The sequence below is a fragment of the Trinickia sp. genome (assembly GCF_057351765.1).
The window spans coordinates 1-16,831 of sequence record NZ_JBMRBK010000077.1; the positions used below are offsets into that span (position 1 = coordinate 1).

General features: G+C 61.8%; 14 protein-coding genes and 1 pseudogene. 7 read left to right on the top strand and 8 right to left on the bottom strand.

Going from position 1 to position 16,831, the window contains the following annotated elements:
* The coding region (locus ACO1XS_RS21900) for a glycosyltransferase (RefSeq protein WP_486391690.1) at nucleotides 1-860 on the bottom strand (860 nt) is incomplete at its 3' end.
* Nucleotides 861-976: 116 nt separating this feature from the next.
* Nucleotides 977-2,425 carry a mannose-1-phosphate guanylyltransferase/mannose-6-phosphate isomerase gene (locus ACO1XS_RS21905; RefSeq protein WP_486391691.1) on the bottom strand — a complete coding sequence of 483 codons (1,449 nt, stop codon included), beginning with the start codon at nucleotides 2,423-2,425 and terminating at the stop codon, nucleotides 977-979.
* A gap of 355 nt (nucleotides 2,426-2,780) precedes the next feature.
* Between ACO1XS_RS21905 and ACO1XS_RS21910 the strand changes: the two genes are divergently transcribed.
* The 4 genes from ACO1XS_RS21910 (at nucleotide 2,781) to ACO1XS_RS21925 (ending at nucleotide 8,004) form a co-directional block, all read left to right on the top strand.
* Nucleotides 2,781-4,670 (top strand): polysaccharide biosynthesis protein, encoded by a 1,890-nt coding sequence (locus tag ACO1XS_RS21910; protein WP_331571654.1) that lies wholly within the window; start codon nucleotides 2,781-2,783, stop codon nucleotides 4,668-4,670.
* A gap of 132 nt (nucleotides 4,671-4,802) precedes the next feature.
* Nucleotides 4,803-5,987: a glycosyltransferase family 4 protein gene (locus ACO1XS_RS21915; RefSeq protein ID WP_486391692.1), complete on the top strand. Its 1,185-nt coding sequence runs from the start codon at nucleotides 4,803-4,805 to the stop codon at nucleotides 5,985-5,987.
* Between the two features lie 48 nt (nucleotides 5,988-6,035).
* Nucleotides 6,036-6,998, top strand: a complete 963-nt coding sequence (locus ACO1XS_RS21920; protein ID WP_486391693.1) for an NAD-dependent epimerase/dehydratase family protein — start codon at nucleotides 6,036-6,038, stop codon at nucleotides 6,996-6,998.
* Between the two features lie 10 nt (nucleotides 6,999-7,008).
* Nucleotides 7,009-8,004: an MraY family glycosyltransferase gene (locus tag ACO1XS_RS21925; RefSeq protein ID WP_486391694.1), complete on the top strand. Its 996-nt coding sequence runs from the start codon at nucleotides 7,009-7,011 to the stop codon at nucleotides 8,002-8,004.
* A 38-nt stretch (nucleotides 8,005-8,042) separates the two neighbouring features.
* Here ACO1XS_RS21925 and ACO1XS_RS21930 read toward each other — a convergent pair whose 3' ends face one another.
* A complete protein-coding gene (locus ACO1XS_RS21930; protein WP_173259903.1) occupies nucleotides 8,043-9,146 on the bottom strand; it encodes an MraY family glycosyltransferase in 1,104 nt (367 codons plus the stop codon).
* A gap of 83 nt (nucleotides 9,147-9,229) precedes the next feature.
* Nucleotides 9,230-10,435 carry a sulfotransferase family 2 domain-containing protein gene (locus ACO1XS_RS21935; protein ID WP_486391695.1) on the bottom strand — a complete coding sequence of 402 codons (1,206 nt, stop codon included), beginning with the start codon at nucleotides 10,433-10,435 and terminating at the stop codon, nucleotides 9,230-9,232.
* A gap of 313 nt (nucleotides 10,436-10,748) precedes the next feature.
* On the opposite strand from ACO1XS_RS21935, the gene ACO1XS_RS21940 reads away from it, so the two are divergent.
* Complete coding sequence (locus ACO1XS_RS21940; protein WP_486391696.1) at nucleotides 10,749-11,306, top strand: nucleotidyltransferase domain-containing protein; 558 nt, start codon at nucleotides 10,749-10,751, stop codon at nucleotides 11,304-11,306.
* A complete protein-coding gene (locus ACO1XS_RS21945) occupies nucleotides 11,306-11,743 on the top strand; it encodes a hypothetical protein (RefSeq protein ID WP_440563677.1) in 438 nt (145 codons plus the stop codon). Before ACO1XS_RS21940 ends, ACO1XS_RS21945 begins: the two co-directional genes overlap by 1 nt.
* Before the next feature lie 45 nt (nucleotides 11,744-11,788).
* On the opposite strand, the gene galE is transcribed toward ACO1XS_RS21945, so the two are convergent.
* The 4 genes from galE to ACO1XS_RS21965 are packed head-to-tail and all read right to left on the bottom strand — an operon-like array spanning nucleotide 11,789 to nucleotide 16,091.
* Nucleotides 11,789-12,811: a UDP-glucose 4-epimerase GalE gene (gene galE, locus ACO1XS_RS21950; protein ID WP_486391697.1), complete on the bottom strand. Its 1,023-nt coding sequence runs from the start codon at nucleotides 12,809-12,811 to the stop codon at nucleotides 11,789-11,791.
* Nucleotides 12,812-12,823: 12 nt separating this feature from the next.
* Nucleotides 12,824-14,005 carry a glycosyltransferase family 4 protein gene (locus ACO1XS_RS21955; protein WP_486391698.1) on the bottom strand — a complete coding sequence of 394 codons (1,182 nt, stop codon included), beginning with the start codon at nucleotides 14,003-14,005 and terminating at the stop codon, nucleotides 12,824-12,826.
* Nucleotides 14,002-14,841 carry a glycosyltransferase gene (locus tag ACO1XS_RS21960; RefSeq protein WP_486391699.1) on the bottom strand — a complete coding sequence of 280 codons (840 nt, stop codon included), beginning with the start codon at nucleotides 14,839-14,841 and terminating at the stop codon, nucleotides 14,002-14,004. The genes ACO1XS_RS21955 and ACO1XS_RS21960 overlap by 4 nt, the downstream gene beginning before the upstream one ends.
* Entirely contained in the window at nucleotides 14,838-16,091 is a 1,254-nt protein-coding gene (locus ACO1XS_RS21965) for an oligosaccharide flippase family protein (RefSeq protein WP_486391700.1), read from the bottom strand. Before ACO1XS_RS21965 ends, ACO1XS_RS21960 begins: the two co-directional genes overlap by 4 nt.
* 272 nt (nucleotides 16,092-16,363) lie before the next feature.
* Between ACO1XS_RS21965 and ACO1XS_RS21970 the strand changes: the two are divergent.
* Nucleotides 16,364-16,831: pseudogene (locus ACO1XS_RS21970) on the top strand (phosphomannomutase/phosphoglucomutase); the annotation flags it as partial.

Sequence of the window (16,831 nt, forward strand, 5' to 3'; positions counted from 1 at the left end):
CCGAACATCGCCCCTTCCAGCAGCGATATCCCGAACGCCTCCGATCGCAGATGCGAGGGAAACGTCAGCGCATGACAAAGCGTGAGCAGCGCGATTTTATCGTCGTCGCCCACAGGCCCCACAAAATCGACATTGTCGAGTTTCAACCGCGCCGCCTGCTGCTTGAGCTCTCTCTCGACCGGCCCGGCGCCAACGATCACCGCACGGAACCGGGTTCCCGCGAGCGCATCGAGCAGGATATGCAGCCCCTTGTAGTACCGCAGGTTGCCCACGAACAAAAAGAACTTCTCGCCGGCACGCTCGCGCCAATATCGCAGCTTGTCCTCGGTGGGCGGCGCATAAGATGCGGGATCGAGCCCGATCGGAATGACCTCTACCTTGTCCCGAAAGCGCCGCAGCACGTCGCTCGTCTCGACGTAGTTCGGCGAAGTCGCCACGATCTTGTCGACGCTGGCAAGAAACCTGTCGCGCAGCGGCTTATAGAACTGCAGCAACACCTTCTGCCGCACGATATCCGAGTGATACGTGAGGAGGCACGGTTTGCGCACGCGCGTCAGAAAATGTGCCATATCGGCAAACGGCCAGGGGAAGTGGTAGTGAATCACGTCCGCATGTCGCGCCAGATCCTTGAAACGCTTTAACGCATGAATTGAAAATGCCGACGAGGCAATCTCGACATCGAGCTTTGCGCGGTGATGAATGTGATCCCCGAAATCGACGGTCGAGGTGTCTCTGCTGACCGTCAACACTTCGCTCGTCACGCCTTGTTTCGCGGCCCCCGAGCATATCTGCCCAATCAGCTCTTCAACGCCGCCCATCGAATCGGGCTTGTATGTTTTATAGAAATGGAGAACGCGCATGAGTCAGGCAGGGTTCGTGGGCACGACGTTCGTTGTTCGCTTCTTCGGCAAGACTGCCGCGCCCGCGCCCGATCGAAGCAGGGGAAGGGGGCTGGCAGCCCCCTCATAACCGCAGTTCAGCAGGGTGCGCGCCCGTAGATGTCTTCGAAGCGAACGATATCGTCTTCGCCGAGATACTCGCCGCATTGCACTTCGATCAGCACGAGATCGAGCACGCCCGGATTGACGAGCCGATGCTTGTGCCCCGCCGGGATATACGTGGATTCGTTCGGCTGCAGCGAGATGATCTGCTCACCGTTGACGATTTCCGCGCAGCCGCTGACGACGATCCAGTGCTCGCTGCGATGGTGGTGCATCTGCAGAGAAAGGGACGCGCCGGGTTTGACGACGATGCGCTTCATCTTGAAGCGATCGCCTTCTTCGAGCACCGTATAAGTGCCCCAGGGGCGATGCACGGTGCGGTGCAGGCGGCATGCGTCGTCGTTCGTCCGCTTGAGCTTGGCGACGATCTGCTTCACGTCCTGCGCGCGGTCTTTGTCCGCGATCAACAGCGCATCGGGCGTATCCACGACGATGAGATCGCGCACGCCGACCATGCCGATCAGGCGTTCGTCGCTCTGCACGAAGCAGTTCTCGACATCGTGCAGCGCGGTCCTGGCATTAATGCGGTTGCCGCTGTCGTCGGGCGAAGTCAACTCGCTGATCGCCACCCATGATCCGATGTCGTTCCACCCAAGATCGCACGGTACGACGTTGACGTTGCTCGACCGTTCCATGACCGCGTAGTCGATCGAGATGTCTTGCGCCTTGCCGAAATGCGCTGCATCGAGCTCGACGGAAAAGCCATCGTCCGATGTGCTCCGTCGTGCGTCCTTCACAGCCGCTAGCGTCGGTTCGATGACGTTCGGCGCGTGCTTTTGCAATTCGTCGAGCATCGTCTGCGCAGTGAAGCAGAACATGCCGGCATTCCACAGGTGCCGGCCCGTACCGACCAATTCCTTGGCGATATTCAGCTCGGGTTTCTCAATGAAACGTTCGACCTTGTGGATGCCCTCGGCCCCTGGCAGCGGGCGTGCTTCGAATTCGATATAGCCGTAGCCCGTTTCCGGTGCGGTGGGACGAATGCCGAACGTCACGATCCGGCCGTTGGCCGCACCGCGTGCCGCGTCTTGCACGGCTTGCGCGAAGGCTTGCTCTTTCTCGACGAGTTGATCGGCCGGCATGACGAGCATGATCGCATCGGGGCCGTGCGCCTCGCGAACGACCTCGGCCGCAGCGCCGATTGCCGCCGCGGTATTGCGGGCGGCGGGCTCGAGCACGAAGCCGACACGCGATACGTCCGTGTCCAACTCACCGCACTCGTCCTTCGTCAGAAAGTAGGTCTCGCGATTGGTAACGATCAGGACTTCGTTCGTCGACGCAACGCGAGCTGCGCGCAAGAACGTCTTTTGCAGAAGGCTTTGACCGTCAGCGAGCTTGAGCAGCGGCTTGGGAAACGCTTCCCGGGAAACGGGCCAAAGGCGCGTTCCGGCACCGCCGCAGATGATGACAGGAATGATATTCATCGGCGCTGATCCATTGTGCAGGGGGCGATTCTAGCGGAAATTGGCCCCGGCGGACCGAAATCGAGAACATCTGGTTACGCATTTTGCACCATTCGGCACATCACACTATTCCTTCCCGCGTCTTTTATGAAGTATCTTCAACGGGGCCGTTTTGTCCTATTCTGAGAAGGCCGTGGCGGGATCGGGCGTGGTGTTGGCGCCACTTCGCATGGAAATTGCTACCGATCTGCCTCATAATGCTGGCCTGCGCAATTGTATGCGGGCCGGCTGCCGCGATCAATAAGAAGAACGCTAAAGCGTTGAACGGGCTCTCTGCGCTATGTATTCCAACTTTACTCCGAGGAAAAGTCGCGGAATGTCTCGATTTAAATCATCGTGGCTCTCGTTGAGTGCATTCGCTTTCGATGCGCTGGCGGTGACGGCTGCGTGGCTTGCGGCTTACGCGATTCGCTTCAACGGGGACGTACCCGTTACCTTCCTGTACGGCGCACTGCATGCGCTCATCTGGGTCGTACTGGTCTATTCGGTGATGTTCCGCGTGTTCGGTCTATACCGAGGCATGTGGGTGTTCGCGAGCCTGCCCGATCTGGTTCGTATTTCGAAGGCCGTTGGCGCCGGCGCGCTGCTCATCATGATCGGCGCGGTCATGCTGCAGCCCTCGCCCATCATTCCGCGTTCGGTGCTGATCGTCTGTCCGCTGCTGCTGTTCCTCGTCATGGGCGGCGCGCGCGCGTTGTATCGGACTGCGAAGGAATTCTATCTTTATGGGGGTCTGGTTGCCCAAGGCAAGCCGGTGATCGTGCTGGGCGCCGGCTCGGCCGGCGCGAGTCTCGCGCGTGAGCTGTCGCGTTCGAGCGATTGGCGCCTGGTCGGCCTGCTGGACGACGATCCAGCCAAGCAGGGCCGCGAGATCTACGGTTACAAGGTCTTGGGGCCGATCGCCGATTTGCAGCGCGTTGCCCAACAGCTGAAGGCCGAGCACGCGATCATCGCCATTCCATCGGCATCGGTGGACGCCCAGCGCCGCGTCGCCGCGATCTGCGTGCGTGCCGGGGTCCGCGCGATGGTGCTGCCGGCGCTGGCCGCGTTGACGAAAGGTCAGCCGTTCCTCGCACGTGTGCGGCACATCGATCTGGAAGACTTGCTGGGGCGCGAGCCGGTCAAGATCGATACGCCTCACGTGGAAGCGCTGCTGCGCGGCCGCGTGGTCATGGTCACGGGCGCGGGCGGTTCCATCGGCTCGGAGTTGTGCCGCCAGATCCTGCGCTTCGAGCCCGCTCAATTGATCGCCTTCGATGTTTCGGAGTACGCAATCTATCGACTGGTCGAAGAGCTGACGGACCACTATCCGGGCCTCTCGATGGTACCGGTGGTGGGCGATGCCAAAGACTCGCTCTTGCTCGATCAGGTTTTTTCCCGCTATGCGCCCCATATCGTCTTTCATGCGGCGGCCTATAAGCACGTCCCGCTGATGGAGGAGGTGAACGCCTGGCAGGCTGTGCGCAACAACGTGCTCGGCACTTATCGCGTCGCACGCGCGGCCATCCGCCATGGCGCGAAACGCTTCGTGCTGATCTCGACGGACAAGGCAGTCAACCCGACCAACGTCATGGGCGCGAGCAAACGGCTGGCGGAGATGACCTGTCAGGCGCTTCAGCAAACGAGCAACGGGACGCGATTCGAAACGGTCCGCTTTGGCAACGTGCTCGGCAGTGCCGGAAGCGTGATTCCGAAATTCCAGAAGCAAATCGCCAAGGGCGGGCCGGTCACGGTCACGCATCCCGAGATCACGCGGTTTTTCATGACGATCCCCGAGGCGTCGCAGCTCGTCTTGCAGGCGTCGAGCATGGGGCAAGGCGGCGATATCTTCGTGCTCGACATGGGCGAGCCCGTGAAGATCGTCGATCTGGCTCGTGACCTGATCCGTCTGTACGGCTTCACCGAGGAGCAGATTCGGATCGTTTTCACGGGCCTGCGCCCCGGCGAAAAGCTCTACGAGGAGCTGCTCGCCGACGACGAAACCACCACCCGCACGGTGCATCCGAAACTGCGCATCGCCCGCGCACGGGAAGCCCCGAGCGATCTTCTCGACGAATTGATGCCGTGGTTGATGCAGCATCGCGTATTGACGGACGATGAAGTGCGCCGCGATTTGCGTCGCTGGGTCCCAGAATATGAGACGGCGTTGCCGCCGCGGCTCGAATCGGTCCCCATTACGCGCTCAGCCGGGGTGCTGACGCGCTAACGAGCTGCGCGCGCACCTCCTGGGTGCGCCAATTATTGGAAAATCGACGGCTTCCTGTCGTAGCATGGCGGCTTTGATCGTCAGGCGTCTTTCGCCCCTTTTTTCAACGCCACCACGGCTCGCTGCCATTGCATGAAACTGCTTTTTGATCTCAATTCGCTGCGGCCGCCGCGCAGCGGCGTCGGCTACTACACGCAGCACTTGCTCGAAGGATTGTTGGAGCAACCGGATGTCGAGGCAATTGCCGGATGGGTGGGCTCGACCGTCTACGAAGGCGATGCGCTGCGTGCGCTGATGTGCGATCAAACGTCGCTGGCCAAGGCCGCCCAATTCAGCAAAGGGTTCACCGCATCGGCTCTGCGCGCCGCGCGCAATGTCCCCGGCGTCTATAAAGCTCGAACGCTTGCCCGAAGCTTTGCTTCGGGGAGTTTGCGTCGGGACTTCGCCAAGCGTGGCTACCTTTATCACGAGACGAATTTCATCGCGTCGCGCTACCGCGGACCTTCCGTTGTCACGGTCCACGATCTGTCCCATCGGCGGCACCCCGAATTCCACCCGAGCGTGGCCGTCCAGTATCTGGACGATGGATTGCCGCGCACGCTTGCTCAAGCGCGCGTCGTCATTGCGGACAGCCACTACACGAAGAAGGAAATTCACGACATCTATGGATTGCCCGACGAGAAGGTCGTCACTGTCCATCTGGGCGTGGAAACGTGCTTTCAGCCTCGATCGGAGGAAGTCTGCTCTGCCGTGCTCGCGGCGTTGGGGCTGAAATACCGTGGCTTCGTTCTGTCCGTCTGTACGTTGCAGCCGAGGAAAAACCTGCGCCGGCTCGTCGCGGCCTACGCCCATTTGCCCGAAGCGCTGAGGCGCGAGTTCCCGCTCGTTCTGATCGGCGCGAACGGGTGGATGAATTCCGATCTGCAGCGCGATATCGGCCCCTTGGCGAACGCCGGTCAAATCATCGCGCCGGGCTATGTGTCCCGGGCCGATCTCACTCGGCTGCTATCGGCTGCGGCAGTATTTGCCTATCCGTCGCTTTACGAAGGGTTCGGTCTGCCGGTGGCGGAGGCGATGGCAAGCGCGGTTCCTGTGTTGACCGCCAACGTGACATCTTTGCCGGAAGTGTCGGCAGGGGCGGCTTGGGAAGTGGATCCTTATTCCGTCGATGCGATCGCCGACGGCCTGGCGCGATTGCTCCAAGACGCTGCGTTGCGCGAGTCGCTCATCGCCAAGGGCTTGCAACGCGCCGCCGAACTCACCTGGGCGGCAACGGTTGAGCAGACCCGCGATGTCTATCGGTCGGTGCTGGCGTGATGCCCGCCAGGCGATATCGTTGAGGCGGGGTTCATACAAGGAGGCGGTGTGCGAATTGCCATAACGGGAGCTAACGGTTTCGTCGGCAAGGCGTTGTGCGCGCTGCTGCGCGACAGCGGCCATGACGCCGTTGCGCTGGTGCGTCGGCAAGGTGTCTGTACGCCCGGTGTTCGCGAGTGCCTGATCGAGGATGACAACTTCGCCTCGCTCGCGCTGGGCAGACCCGCCTTCGGCCCATGCGACACCTTCGTTCATCTTGCGGCCCGCGTCCACATCATGCGCGATCGCGCGGTGGACCCGATCGCAGCCCATAGAACGACGAATGTCGACGGCACGCTCAACGCCGCGCGCGCCGCATCGGTGGCCGGCGCGCGGCGGTTCGTCTATGTCAGCAGCATCAAGGCGCTCGGTGAGGGCGAGCCGGGGCGGCCGTGGCGCGAGAACGACGAGGCGTCGCCCGTCGATCCATACGGCGTATCGAAGCGCGAAGCCGAGCTGGCGTTGCGCGAGTTCGGGCGGACGGTTGGAATGGAGATCGTCGTCGTGCGCCCGCCGTTGGTCTACGGTCCGGGCGTGCGCGCGAATTTCCTCGGTCTCATCAAGGCTGTCGAGAAGGGCGTTCCGTTGCCGCTGGGGGCCGTCGATGCGCAACGCAGCATGGTCTATGTCGGCAATCTGGCGGACGCGATTCGTTTGCTCGCCACCTATCCCGCCGCGCTCGAGGGCGTCTATCACGTGACCGATTGCGAGGATTTGAGCGTCTCGCAAATGATTCGCGCGATTGCCGATGCACTGGGCAAGCCGGCGCGGCTCGTGTCCGTGCCTGTCGCCTTGTTGCGCCTGATCGGGACTTTGACGCGGCAGTCCGACCGCATCGATCGGCTGACCGGCCCCTTGCGCGTGGAATGCAGGCGGCTGCCCAGCGAGCTCGGATGGACGCCGCCGTGGCAAGTCGCGGATGGGCTCAAGCAAACGGTGCGGGCACGATCGACCGTATCAACCGTTGAATGAGGCGCCATCGATGACGATATCGTCGCTTCTTCTCACTGGCTTCGCTGCTGCACTGATCTGCTTCGTAGTCCTATGGATCCTGCTTCGCACGGGATGGGCGTTCGATATTGCGCTCGATATTCCCAATCATCGTTCGTTGCACGTGAAGCCGGTGCCGCGTGTGGGCGGATGGGGCGTGTTGCCGGCGGCGCTTGCGATCGTCGCGATCGAGGCTCCGCTGATGCGTTGGTTCGCCGTCGGGGCACTCGTCCTGGGTGCGCTTTCGCAGATCGACGATCGCCGTGGCTTGTCCGCAAAGACGCGTTTCGCGGCGCATTTGATCGTGGCCGGGGCGGCGGTGGCGCTGAGCGCGAACGGCATCGATTGGTGGCTCGCCGTGGCTGCCGTCATCGCGCTCGTTTGGCTCATCAATCTCTATAACTTCATGGATGGTTCGAACGGCCTGGCGGGGGGCATGGCCGTCTTCGGCTTCGCAACCTATGCCGTGGCGGCGATGGCTGGCGAGCCGCAGTTATCGATTGCCTCGGTGGCGATTGCGGGCGCCGCGCTCGGCTTTCTCGCGCTCAACTTTCATCCGGCCCGTATCTTTCTGGGCGACGTGGGGTCTATCCCGCTGGGTTTCCTCGCGGGCGCGCTAGGGTTTTGGGGCTGGCGGCACGATGCGTGGCCGGTCTGGTTTCCGGCGCTTGCCTTCGCTCCATTCATTGCGGACGCAACGGTGACGTTGCTGCGCCGGCTCGCGCGCGGCGAGAAGGTCTGGGAGGCGCATCGGCAGCACTACTATCAGCGCCTCGTGCAACTGGGCGCGTCCCATGTTCGCGTCGCATTGCTTTATTACGGCCTGATGTTGTGCGGTTCGACGCTCGCGCTGGTGGCGCTGCATGCGCCGACCATCGCGCAATGGCTGGCGGTTGCATGCTGGTATCTGGTGCTCGCCGGCGTAGGCATGGGCATCGATCAACGCTGGCGCGCGTTCGAGCGCTCGCGCGCCGAGACAGCGGCCTGAAACTGCGGTAGCGTGAGCGTGGTGGTGGAGCGCGGAGCTTAGCGCCGCCCGCTGCGCCGCACGACGAGCCACTTCGGCGATCTGAAACGGACGATGCTCACGTAGAGCCAGACATACGTCAGTGCGAACAGCACGACGAAGGCGAACAGGTGCACCGTGTGTTGCCAAAAGAGCGTCGCGGGAATGACACCGATCAGGCACAGCAGCCACAGATAGGGCGATGTGAACGAATTGCGCCGCGTCAGCTCATGCGCGGTTTTGGCGCCGACGGCCCAGCGCATGAGCCGCTTGTAGACGAGCATGTGCAAATGCACGCCGTCGGGAATGCCGGGCGACATGCCGCGCACGAATTTTTTCCGGTAGATCGAAAAGCAGGTCTCGAAGATCGGATAAACGAAGAGCAGCACGGGATACCACGCGGAGACCTCGCGGTGTCGCATGACGAGCATGATCGCGAGCTCGGCAAGCATGAAGCCGATGAAATAGGCACCGCCGTCGCCCAGAAAAATCAGACCGGCCGGGAAATTCCAGATGAAGAAGCCGAGCACCGCGCCCATCATGATCAGCGATGCCGACAGCACGATCGGATCGGAGAGGCGGAACGCCACATAAGCAAGCGATGCAAACATCATCATCGCGACCATCGAGGCTAGACCGTTGAAGCCGTCGATGATGTTCACCGCATTCGCCAGGGCCGCGACCGCCAGCACGGTCACCGCGGCCGAAATGACCGCATAGGAAAGCAGAAAATCCAGCGGCGGTACGCTGATGCGTACCACGGCGATGTGCAGCGCGAAATAGGCGAGGGCGGCTGAGCCCATGGTGGCGACCAGCCGTGCGGTGGGCGAAACGCGCTTCGTGACGTCTTCGATCAAGCCCGAGGCGAACGCCGGAATGCCGCAGGCGATCAATGCGAGGATGCCCAGCGAGACAGCCGGATAGGGGCCGTAGAGCTCCAGCGTCGACGCCACCAGCCCGACGAGGATCCCGAGGCCGCCGACGCGCGGAACGGGCCGGGCATGAAACTTCTGTACGCCGGCCAGATCGGCATCGATCGAAAACCTTTCGTGCAGATGCGCATAGCGCACGATCAGCAATGTAACGAGCAGCGAGACGAGAAAGGCGAGTGCGAAACTGAGCATGAGCGGTAGCCGGGTGGCGGACGGCGAATTATACCGAGAGCCGTCCGCATGCCTGCCGCGTAGGAGGTGAAGCGTGAAATGCCTTATGCGATTTCGATCGGGTAATCGGTGCAGACGCGGGACGGCTCGTCGTCGAACCACGCGACGCCTTCTTGCACCATCGTTATCCGCAATGTGTACTTGCCCGCATGCTCCGGGGCGACGACGCGAACCGCGTAATGCTTGCATTCGCCCGCGCTAAGCGTTTCCGAGAGGGCGGTACGTTCCCCGTCGAAGACGACCATGCCGCCGGTTTGCGCATCGAGCCAATGGTACGAAAGATTGAGCGGATAGGGGGTCTGGCTGGCCAGACGGAAGTGGGACCGGTTTGCGAGGGCGACGTGGGCGTGGAACTCCGAACCGGGTTGTGCGGCGCGCGGCGCGCTGACGACCGTCATGGCGATTCGGCTTCGTTCTTCGGTGCCCAACGGAGCTGTCCATGCGGCTGGGGCATGGCGCGGATTCGTTTTCCACTGGCTCATGAGCAGCGAGTCGACCATTGCGGCGTATCGTTGCTCGAATACTTTCGCGGCCCAGTCGTACAGCTCGCGATCGAGTTCGGTGACGCGATGAATGGCTTCGAGCGCTTCGACGGAGAGGGCCTCGGCCGGGACCCGATTGGACGAAACGTTGAGCTTCCGTTCCTCGATGACAGGATAGAAGCCGAGCGTATGGCTCAGAAGCTGCAGCGACTCGCTCATGCGCTCCGCCAAACCGACGAAGAGGCACTGCTCGAGGCGGGCCTTGGCGCGGGTCAGCAGTTCGCGATCGTGCTTGCGGCTCGCATATTCGCGCACGACTGCCTGCCCGTAGCCGACTGGATCTTTCGCGAGTTTCTCGTAATCGAGATCGACCGCGAGGAATAACGTCTGAGCATTGATCAGATCCCAGTTCGTTACTTCGTCGGAGACGAAATCCAGGAGCGACCAATTCTCGTTCACGACCTGATCGTGCCGATATGCGTCGGGCTCGCGGCGCACATGCGAATACCAGGAAATGGTGCGCTGAACGGGGTCGCGCAGCATCGTTATATAAGCGAGGTCTCTTTTCAAATAGGTATTCAAGCCGTGCCATAGATGGCCTCGGAAGAAGGCGTACTTGGAAAGATCCTGCCTCGGAAGCGCGAAAAGGCTCGGAAGCAGCTGGGCAGGGCAGATTTCGCTGGAATCGAATTGGCTATCCAGGAAACTGATCAGAGAAGTGCCGGCTGTTTTGGGTATATGGAGATAATAGAGAGGTAAATCGGACATTTCTATTTGTTAATCTGATTTTGGCCAATTTTATATCATTCTGTGATCTTTATAAATAACGAACTTGTTACGTTAGCTTACAAGGTGAAAGCGGCGGTTCCGCCTGGTCGGCGCAACCGCCCCAAGTGACCGCACAGGTTCTCCCGTCCGACAAACCATTCGGATTTATCCCTCGTCGCCGCCAACGATCGGCGCCCATCTCGAGGTCCACGTAGCTGGTTGATCCTTGAAGTGAGGATATGTATCCCTCTATTGAGGATTCGTCGGTCGATCCCTATACTAGGGATTTGTCTCCCCATATCGAGGATTGACTGTGAGTATTGCCGACTTTCTCTTCACAAGGGGCTTGCAACGAGTGCTTGGTGCCACACTGCTACAACCTGACCGCAGTTTTACGCTCGAGGAACTGCTGCGTCTGGCGGACAGTGGGCGCGGAAGCGCTCAAAAACAGGTGGACCGCCTAGTCGAAGCTGGCGTACTGCGGGAAGATGCCCGCCGAGGCCGGCAACGAAGCATTCGAGCGAATACCGAATTTATCCTCTATCCCGAATTGCTCAGTATCGCGCGGAAGTCATTTGCTATTGTGGAGCCTCTGAAGGAAGCCCTCGAGCCTTTTGCCGGCCTCATCACGTCAGCGTTCCTGTTTGGCTCAATAGCCAAGGGCACAGACAGTGGCCGGAGCGACATTGACCTGATTGTCGTCGGGCGCGCCCCTCTCCTCGAACTATCCGAGGCGATGCACAAGGCCGAGCTAGGCCTGCTGCGCCCCATCAACTTCTCCTTGTACGAGCCTGCTGAATGGGCTGCCTTGGTCCAGGCTGATCCCATCATGGCTCAGATTGCCCAAGGCCCCATCCTGAGGATACTGTGATGTCGCGCCCAACTGAATATGACAACCTCATCAAGACGAAAGCCTTTGAGGCCGTCGCCTCGACGCCTGGAGCTATCGCGGGCTTCCTGCGTAACGCTGCGGATTATTTGGTTACGGCCGAGGGGCTAGACCGAGAACGGCATCTGCAAGTATTCACCTTGGCCTATGAAGGCTATTTTCAGGTGGTCCAAGCGATCCTCGAGTTCTATGAAGTACGCACCAAAGAGGCAGGGCGTAACCTAGCCATCCAGCGCGTGTCCACGTCGCTCGGTGTGACCTCGCAAGAATTTGCGTTCATCACGAAGGCCCACGAGCGTCGCAACGGTACTTCTTACGTTTCGCCGTTTCCCCCGGTTTCGAAGGCCGAGGCCGCCACCATGCTGGCCATCCTGGCTAAGTACCTACCCGTCGCGCATACGCTGACCGGTACGTCGTGAGGACCGGTCGGCAGAACAACGATGGACCGATGCACGCTGGCGGCTTTATGCAAACCCGTTCGGATTCATCGACTGCCACCGCCAATGGTCGACGCACATGCGCTCGATGCCGTGCTCGGCTCGCCAGCCAAGTGTCTGCTCGGCCGCACTCGTGCTCGCAAAGCATGAAGCCACATCGCCAGGCCGCCGATCCACGAGCTCATAAGGCACCTTCCGCCCCGAAGCGGCCTCGAACGCTTTCACCACCTCCAACACCGAGTACCCGCGCCCGGTACCAAGATTGACAGTCAAGCTCGCATCGCGCGCCTTCAGCGCATCGAGCGCGGCGATATGCCCGCGAGCCAGATCCACGACATGGATATAGTCGCGTACGCCCGTCCCGTCGGGGGTGTCATAGTCGCTGCCGAACACGCGCAATTTGTCGAGCTTGCCAACCGCGACCTGCGCCACATAAGGCATCAAGTTGTTCGGAACGCCAGCCGGGTCCTCGCCGATACGTCCGCTCTCGTGCGCCCCAACCGGATTGAAATATCGCAGCGTGGCAATGCGCCACGCCGGATCGGACCGTTCGACATCGCGCAGAATCTGCTCTGCGATCAGCTTCGATTGGCCGTAGGGGTTCGTCGCCGAAAGCGGAAACGATTCGTCGATCGGCGAGCGCTCGGGCACGCCATAAACAGTCGCCGACGAGCTGAAAACGAATCGCTTCACATTGCGCTCACGCATCGTATCGAGCACGGTGAGCAGGCTACCGATATTGTTACGGTAGTAGTCGATCGGTTTGGCAACCGATTCGCCGACCGCCTTCAACGCGGCGAAATGAATCGCGGCATCGATCGGGTGCTTGTCGAAAATCGCGCTCAGCGCCGCGGCATCGCATGCGTCGGCTTCGTAAAAAGCGACTTTACGGCCCGCAATCTCCTCGATGCGTCGCACAGCCTCGCGCTTGCTGTTGATGAGGTTATCGACGATGACCACGTCATAATCGCTTGCGAGCAGTTCGACCGCGGTATGCGAGCCAATGAATCCCGCTCCGCCCGTCACCAGAATCGTGCCTTTCATCGCCATCGTCGTGCTCCGTCAAAGATAAAGAGAAACGCCAGTGAGTTCGTGCAGCGTTTCGAGGTAGCGCGCGATGACAGTCGTTTCGTCGAATTCCGCCGCGACCTTCGCGCGGCCGCGCTCGCCCATTGCACGCCGTTCGTCAGGCGTGAATGCCATCATCGCTTGCAGCTTGTCGGCGAGGCTCGCCGCGCTTTTCGCCTCGCAGAGAAATCCCGTGATGCCATCGGCCACCACTTCGCGGCAGCCTGGAACGTCGGTCGCCACGATCGGCCGGCCCATCGCCGAAGCCTCCATCAGCGTGCGTGGCACGCCTTCCCGGTACGAAGGCAGCACCACACAGTCCGCGTTTGCAATGTGCTCGCGTACGTCGTGCGCTTCACCGAGATATTCGACGAGGCCTTCGCGTTGCCATGCTTGCAGCGTGTCGAGCGTCACCGCGCTCGGGTTGTCGACGCCGGCCGGCCCGAGCAGCTGGAACCGCGCCGTGGGATGCCGCTCGCGCAAGATACGTGCCGCCTCGACATATTCGCCGACGCCCTTGTCCCAAAGCAAGCGCCCGATCAAGACAAATGTAAAGTTCTGTTTCTGTCGCGGCGGGGTGTACGCGAAATGGTTCAAGTCCACCCCTTCGCCATGGAGCAGGCGTGCCCGCTCAGGGTGCGCGAGCAGCCGCGATTCGACGAATGCGGTTTGATCGTCCCGGTTGAGGAACCATACTTGGCGCGGAAACCGGAACGCGAACCGGTAGAGCGCCTTCGCCACGATCGCCGCACGGCTCTTCTGAATGAAGACGTAGCCGAGGCCCGTCGTGACCGCAATCGACGGTACATGCGCAAGCCATGCGGCAACGGTGCCGTAGATGTTCGGTTTGATCGTGTAGTGAAACACGATGTCGGGTTTGATCGCGCGGTAATGGCGATACAGTGCGGCGAACGTACGCAGGTCGTCGCCCGGGTTGGTCCCTTTCGACGCCACATGCAGTTCCACGAAGCGGCAGCCCATTTGCTCGAGCAGGGCGGTCGTGCGATCGCGCGGCGCGATGACCGTCACCGTGGCGCCATTGGCGATCAGCGTGCGGATCAGCCCTTGGCGATACGTATGGATCGCAAACGACGTATTGCAGACGAGGCAGATCGAGAGCGTTCGCACAGCGGTGGCGCTAGTGGCAACGGCAGCGGATCGAGCAGGGGAATTCATGCGGTACGGGCGGCAAAGAGGACACGTTTCATGCGGTGAAGCCATCCGTAGGGTGTGACGAGATGCAGCAGATTCTTCGCGAGTCCTAACCAATCGTAGACGTTGCGTGCGTTGAAATAGCGCATGCCGAGCCGGATCGTGGAGACGATCTGCCTGCGGCGCTTCGTAGCGCTGATGCCGTCCGGATTGGCTTCGTAATAAAGCCCCAGTTCGGGCAGGTTCGCACAGTCGTAGCGTTCCATGAGACGCAGGAAGAGGTCGAGGTCTTCGGCCGCCGGATACGCAACACGGTAATTGCCGACCGCGCGCACCGCATCGACGCGCAGCATCATCGCCGGATGCACCAACTGCGAGCGGAAAAAACGCAAGCGGCGAATTTCAGCCGGCTCGGTGGCGGGGCGCAACATGAAGAGTGGTTCGCCTTCGCGTGTCACCACTTGGGTCCACATGCCCACACCGGCAACGTTCGGATGCGCTTCGAGGTAGGCGCGCTGCCTGGCGAGCCGCTCGGGCGCGGCAAGATCGCCGGCATCGATCCGCGCTGCGTACTTGCAGCCGCGCGAAGCGAGTGCTTCGATGCCGGCTTGTAACGCGCGTTCGATTCCCCCGTTTCGCGGCATCCGCAGAATCTCGACGGTCACGTTCGGCAGGGCCGGTGCGACGATCGGCGGATCGCTGCCGTCGTCGACGAGCAAGACGTGCACAGCGGCGCGTTCGCGAAACGACGCCAGCGTGCGCTCGACATCCGCTTGCCCGTTATAGGCGGGCATCAATACCGTGACATCGGCGAGCGCGTCGCTCGGCGCGGACGGCGGCGCAGTGGTGGGCGTCGTCATGACAGCTTGTAGCGAATGTAGTAGAGGTTCACCGCGGCGGCGGCGGCATAGCCCGCGGCGAGTCCAACGAGCGCGCCGTACGCACCGATCCGCGCGATGGCAACGAGGTTGACGACGAACGCGACAGCGAGCGCGAGCACCCACTTCGCGAGCAGAACGAACTTCGCCTGATATTTGAGCACGACGAGATTGCCGATGGCCTCGACGCCGGCCGGCACGGAAAGCCAGACGCACCAGCGAAAAATCGCGACGGCGCCTTCATAGCCGGGCCCGAACACGCGCGTGATGATCAGGTGTCCGAACAAACCGAGCACGAGCGCGCCGGCCGCCATCAGCGCGGCGGCGAACAGCATGAGCCGCCGTACGTTGGCGAGCAGTCTGGCGGGGTCCTGCACGCGGTAGATGAAGGCTGGTGCGATGGTCTGCGCGAGCATGAGCCCGAGCGCGATCCAGTTTTCGTTGATCTGCTGCGCGGCCGAGTAGCGGCCGAGATCGGCGAACGAGATCGCACGCTCGAGCATGAGCCGGTCGAGCTTCAGGAACAGATACATGCAGACGAGGCCGATCCAGAACACGGTGCCCGCGCTTGCGAAGTGACGCAACAGCGGCCCGTCGACGCGCCAGCCGAGCGTGCCGCCATGGCGGCGCATGTAGTAGACGACGAGCACACCGCCGATGACGGCCGATTCGGCTGCCCAGAGCCAGCCGAACGCGGCGGGCGTCACGGCAACGCGCACGAACAAATAGACGAGCGTGGCTTTGGCGAGCGCGGTGACGATGCTCGTCAACAACTGCGGCTTGCTGTAGGTCAAGCTTTGCAGCCACGAGTTGATGACCCCGATGAACGGCTCGCGAAAAAGCATGGTCACGGCCAGGCCGGCGAGCATGGCGCCGACGAGTGGGTCCGTTACGCCGAGCGCAATGGCTGTCCATGTCGCGGCGAGTGCCAGCACCGAAACGCTCATGCGCAGCGCGAACGCGCTGCCGAGCACCGTGCCCAGCTCGGCGGCGGGGCGATGCACGATCGTCGGGACGAGGATTTCGGCGCCGCACACCCATGTGATGGGCGCGAGCACGAGCAGCAGCGTGTTCGCGTATTGCCATTTGCCGAATGCGTCGGGGCCCAGGTAGCGCGCAAGCAGGCCCGCGATGGCGATGGCGACGACGATCTGGGTCAGTCGTTCGAGCCCGAGCCAGATGATGTTCGCGACGGCTTTCGCGACGTCCTGATTGGCAAGACGCTTCAGCATACGTTGCGCGGCAGGGAATTTGCTCGTCCCGGGACGCGCTTCGCTAACGCCTTGATACAAGCTTCGGCTGACGAATGTCCGGCAATGAAACGTCTTGGCATTAAAATGAGCGCGTCGTGCGTCCGTTGAAAAACGGCAATTATAAGTGGGAACGATCGCGCACCCCTCGTGCGGCGGCGGTGTAAGGGGAATCTGCGACACCGCGTGCGGCGCGCTGCGTCTGGCGCTGCAACGCCGTTTTGCATCCTTTTTTGCAGACTGAGAGCCTATCCATGATTTCACAATCCATCTTCAAGGCGTATGACATCCGCGGCGTCGTGGGCAAGACGCTCGATGCCGATGTGGCGCGCTTGATCGGCCGTGCATTCGGCAGCGAAATTCGCGGGCAGGGCGGCGACGCCGTCGTCGTCGGACGCGATGGCCGCTTGTCGGGTCCGTCGCTCGTCGCGGCGCTGGCCGACGGGTTGCGCGCGGCGGGCGTCGATGTCGTCGATGTCGGCATGGTGCCGACGCCGGTCGGCTACTTCGCGGCGAGCGTGCCGCTCGCGTTGCCGGGCGGCGAACGGTCGGTCGATTCGTGCATCGTCGTCACGGGCAGCCACAATCCGCCCGACTACAACGGCTTCAAGATGGTGTTGCGCGGCGCGGCCATTTACGGCGAGCAGATCCAGGCGCTTTATCGGCGTATCGTCGACGGCCAATTCAGCGCCGGCGATGGCGGCTATGTCGAATACGACGTC

Excerpts from the sequence above, each read along its gene's own strand:
- ACO1XS_RS21905 (WP_486391691.1), bottom strand. The coding sequence starts at position 2,425 with ATGAATATCATTCCTGTCATCATCTGCGGCGGTGCCGGAACGCGCCTT.
- ACO1XS_RS21910 (WP_331571654.1), top strand. The coding sequence starts at position 2,781 with ATGTCTCGATTTAAATCATCGTGGCTCTCGTTGAGTGCATTCGCTTTC.
- ACO1XS_RS21915 (WP_486391692.1), top strand. The coding sequence starts at position 4,803 with ATGAAACTGCTTTTTGATCTCAATTCGCTGCGGCCGCCGCGCAGCGGC.
- ACO1XS_RS21925 (WP_486391694.1), top strand. The coding sequence starts at position 7,009 with ATGACGATATCGTCGCTTCTTCTCACTGGCTTCGCTGCTGCACTGATC.
- ACO1XS_RS21930 (WP_173259903.1), bottom strand. The coding sequence starts at position 9,146 with ATGCTCAGTTTCGCACTCGCCTTTCTCGTCTCGCTGCTCGTTACATTG.
- ACO1XS_RS21935 (WP_486391695.1), bottom strand. The coding sequence starts at position 10,435 with ATGTCCGATTTACCTCTCTATTATCTCCATATACCCAAAACAGCCGGC.
- ACO1XS_RS21945 (WP_440563677.1), top strand. The coding sequence starts at position 11,306 with ATGTCGCGCCCAACTGAATATGACAACCTCATCAAGACGAAAGCCTTT.
- galE (WP_486391697.1), bottom strand. The coding sequence starts at position 12,811 with ATGGCGATGAAAGGCACGATTCTGGTGACGGGCGGAGCGGGATTCATT.
- ACO1XS_RS21955 (WP_486391698.1), bottom strand. The coding sequence starts at position 14,005 with ATGAATTCCCCTGCTCGATCCGCTGCCGTTGCCACTAGCGCCACCGCT.
- ACO1XS_RS21960 (WP_486391699.1), bottom strand. The coding sequence starts at position 14,841 with ATGACGACGCCCACCACTGCGCCGCCGTCCGCGCCGAGCGACGCGCTC.
- ACO1XS_RS21965 (WP_486391700.1), bottom strand. The coding sequence starts at position 16,091 with ATGCTGAAGCGTCTTGCCAATCAGGACGTCGCGAAAGCCGTCGCGAAC.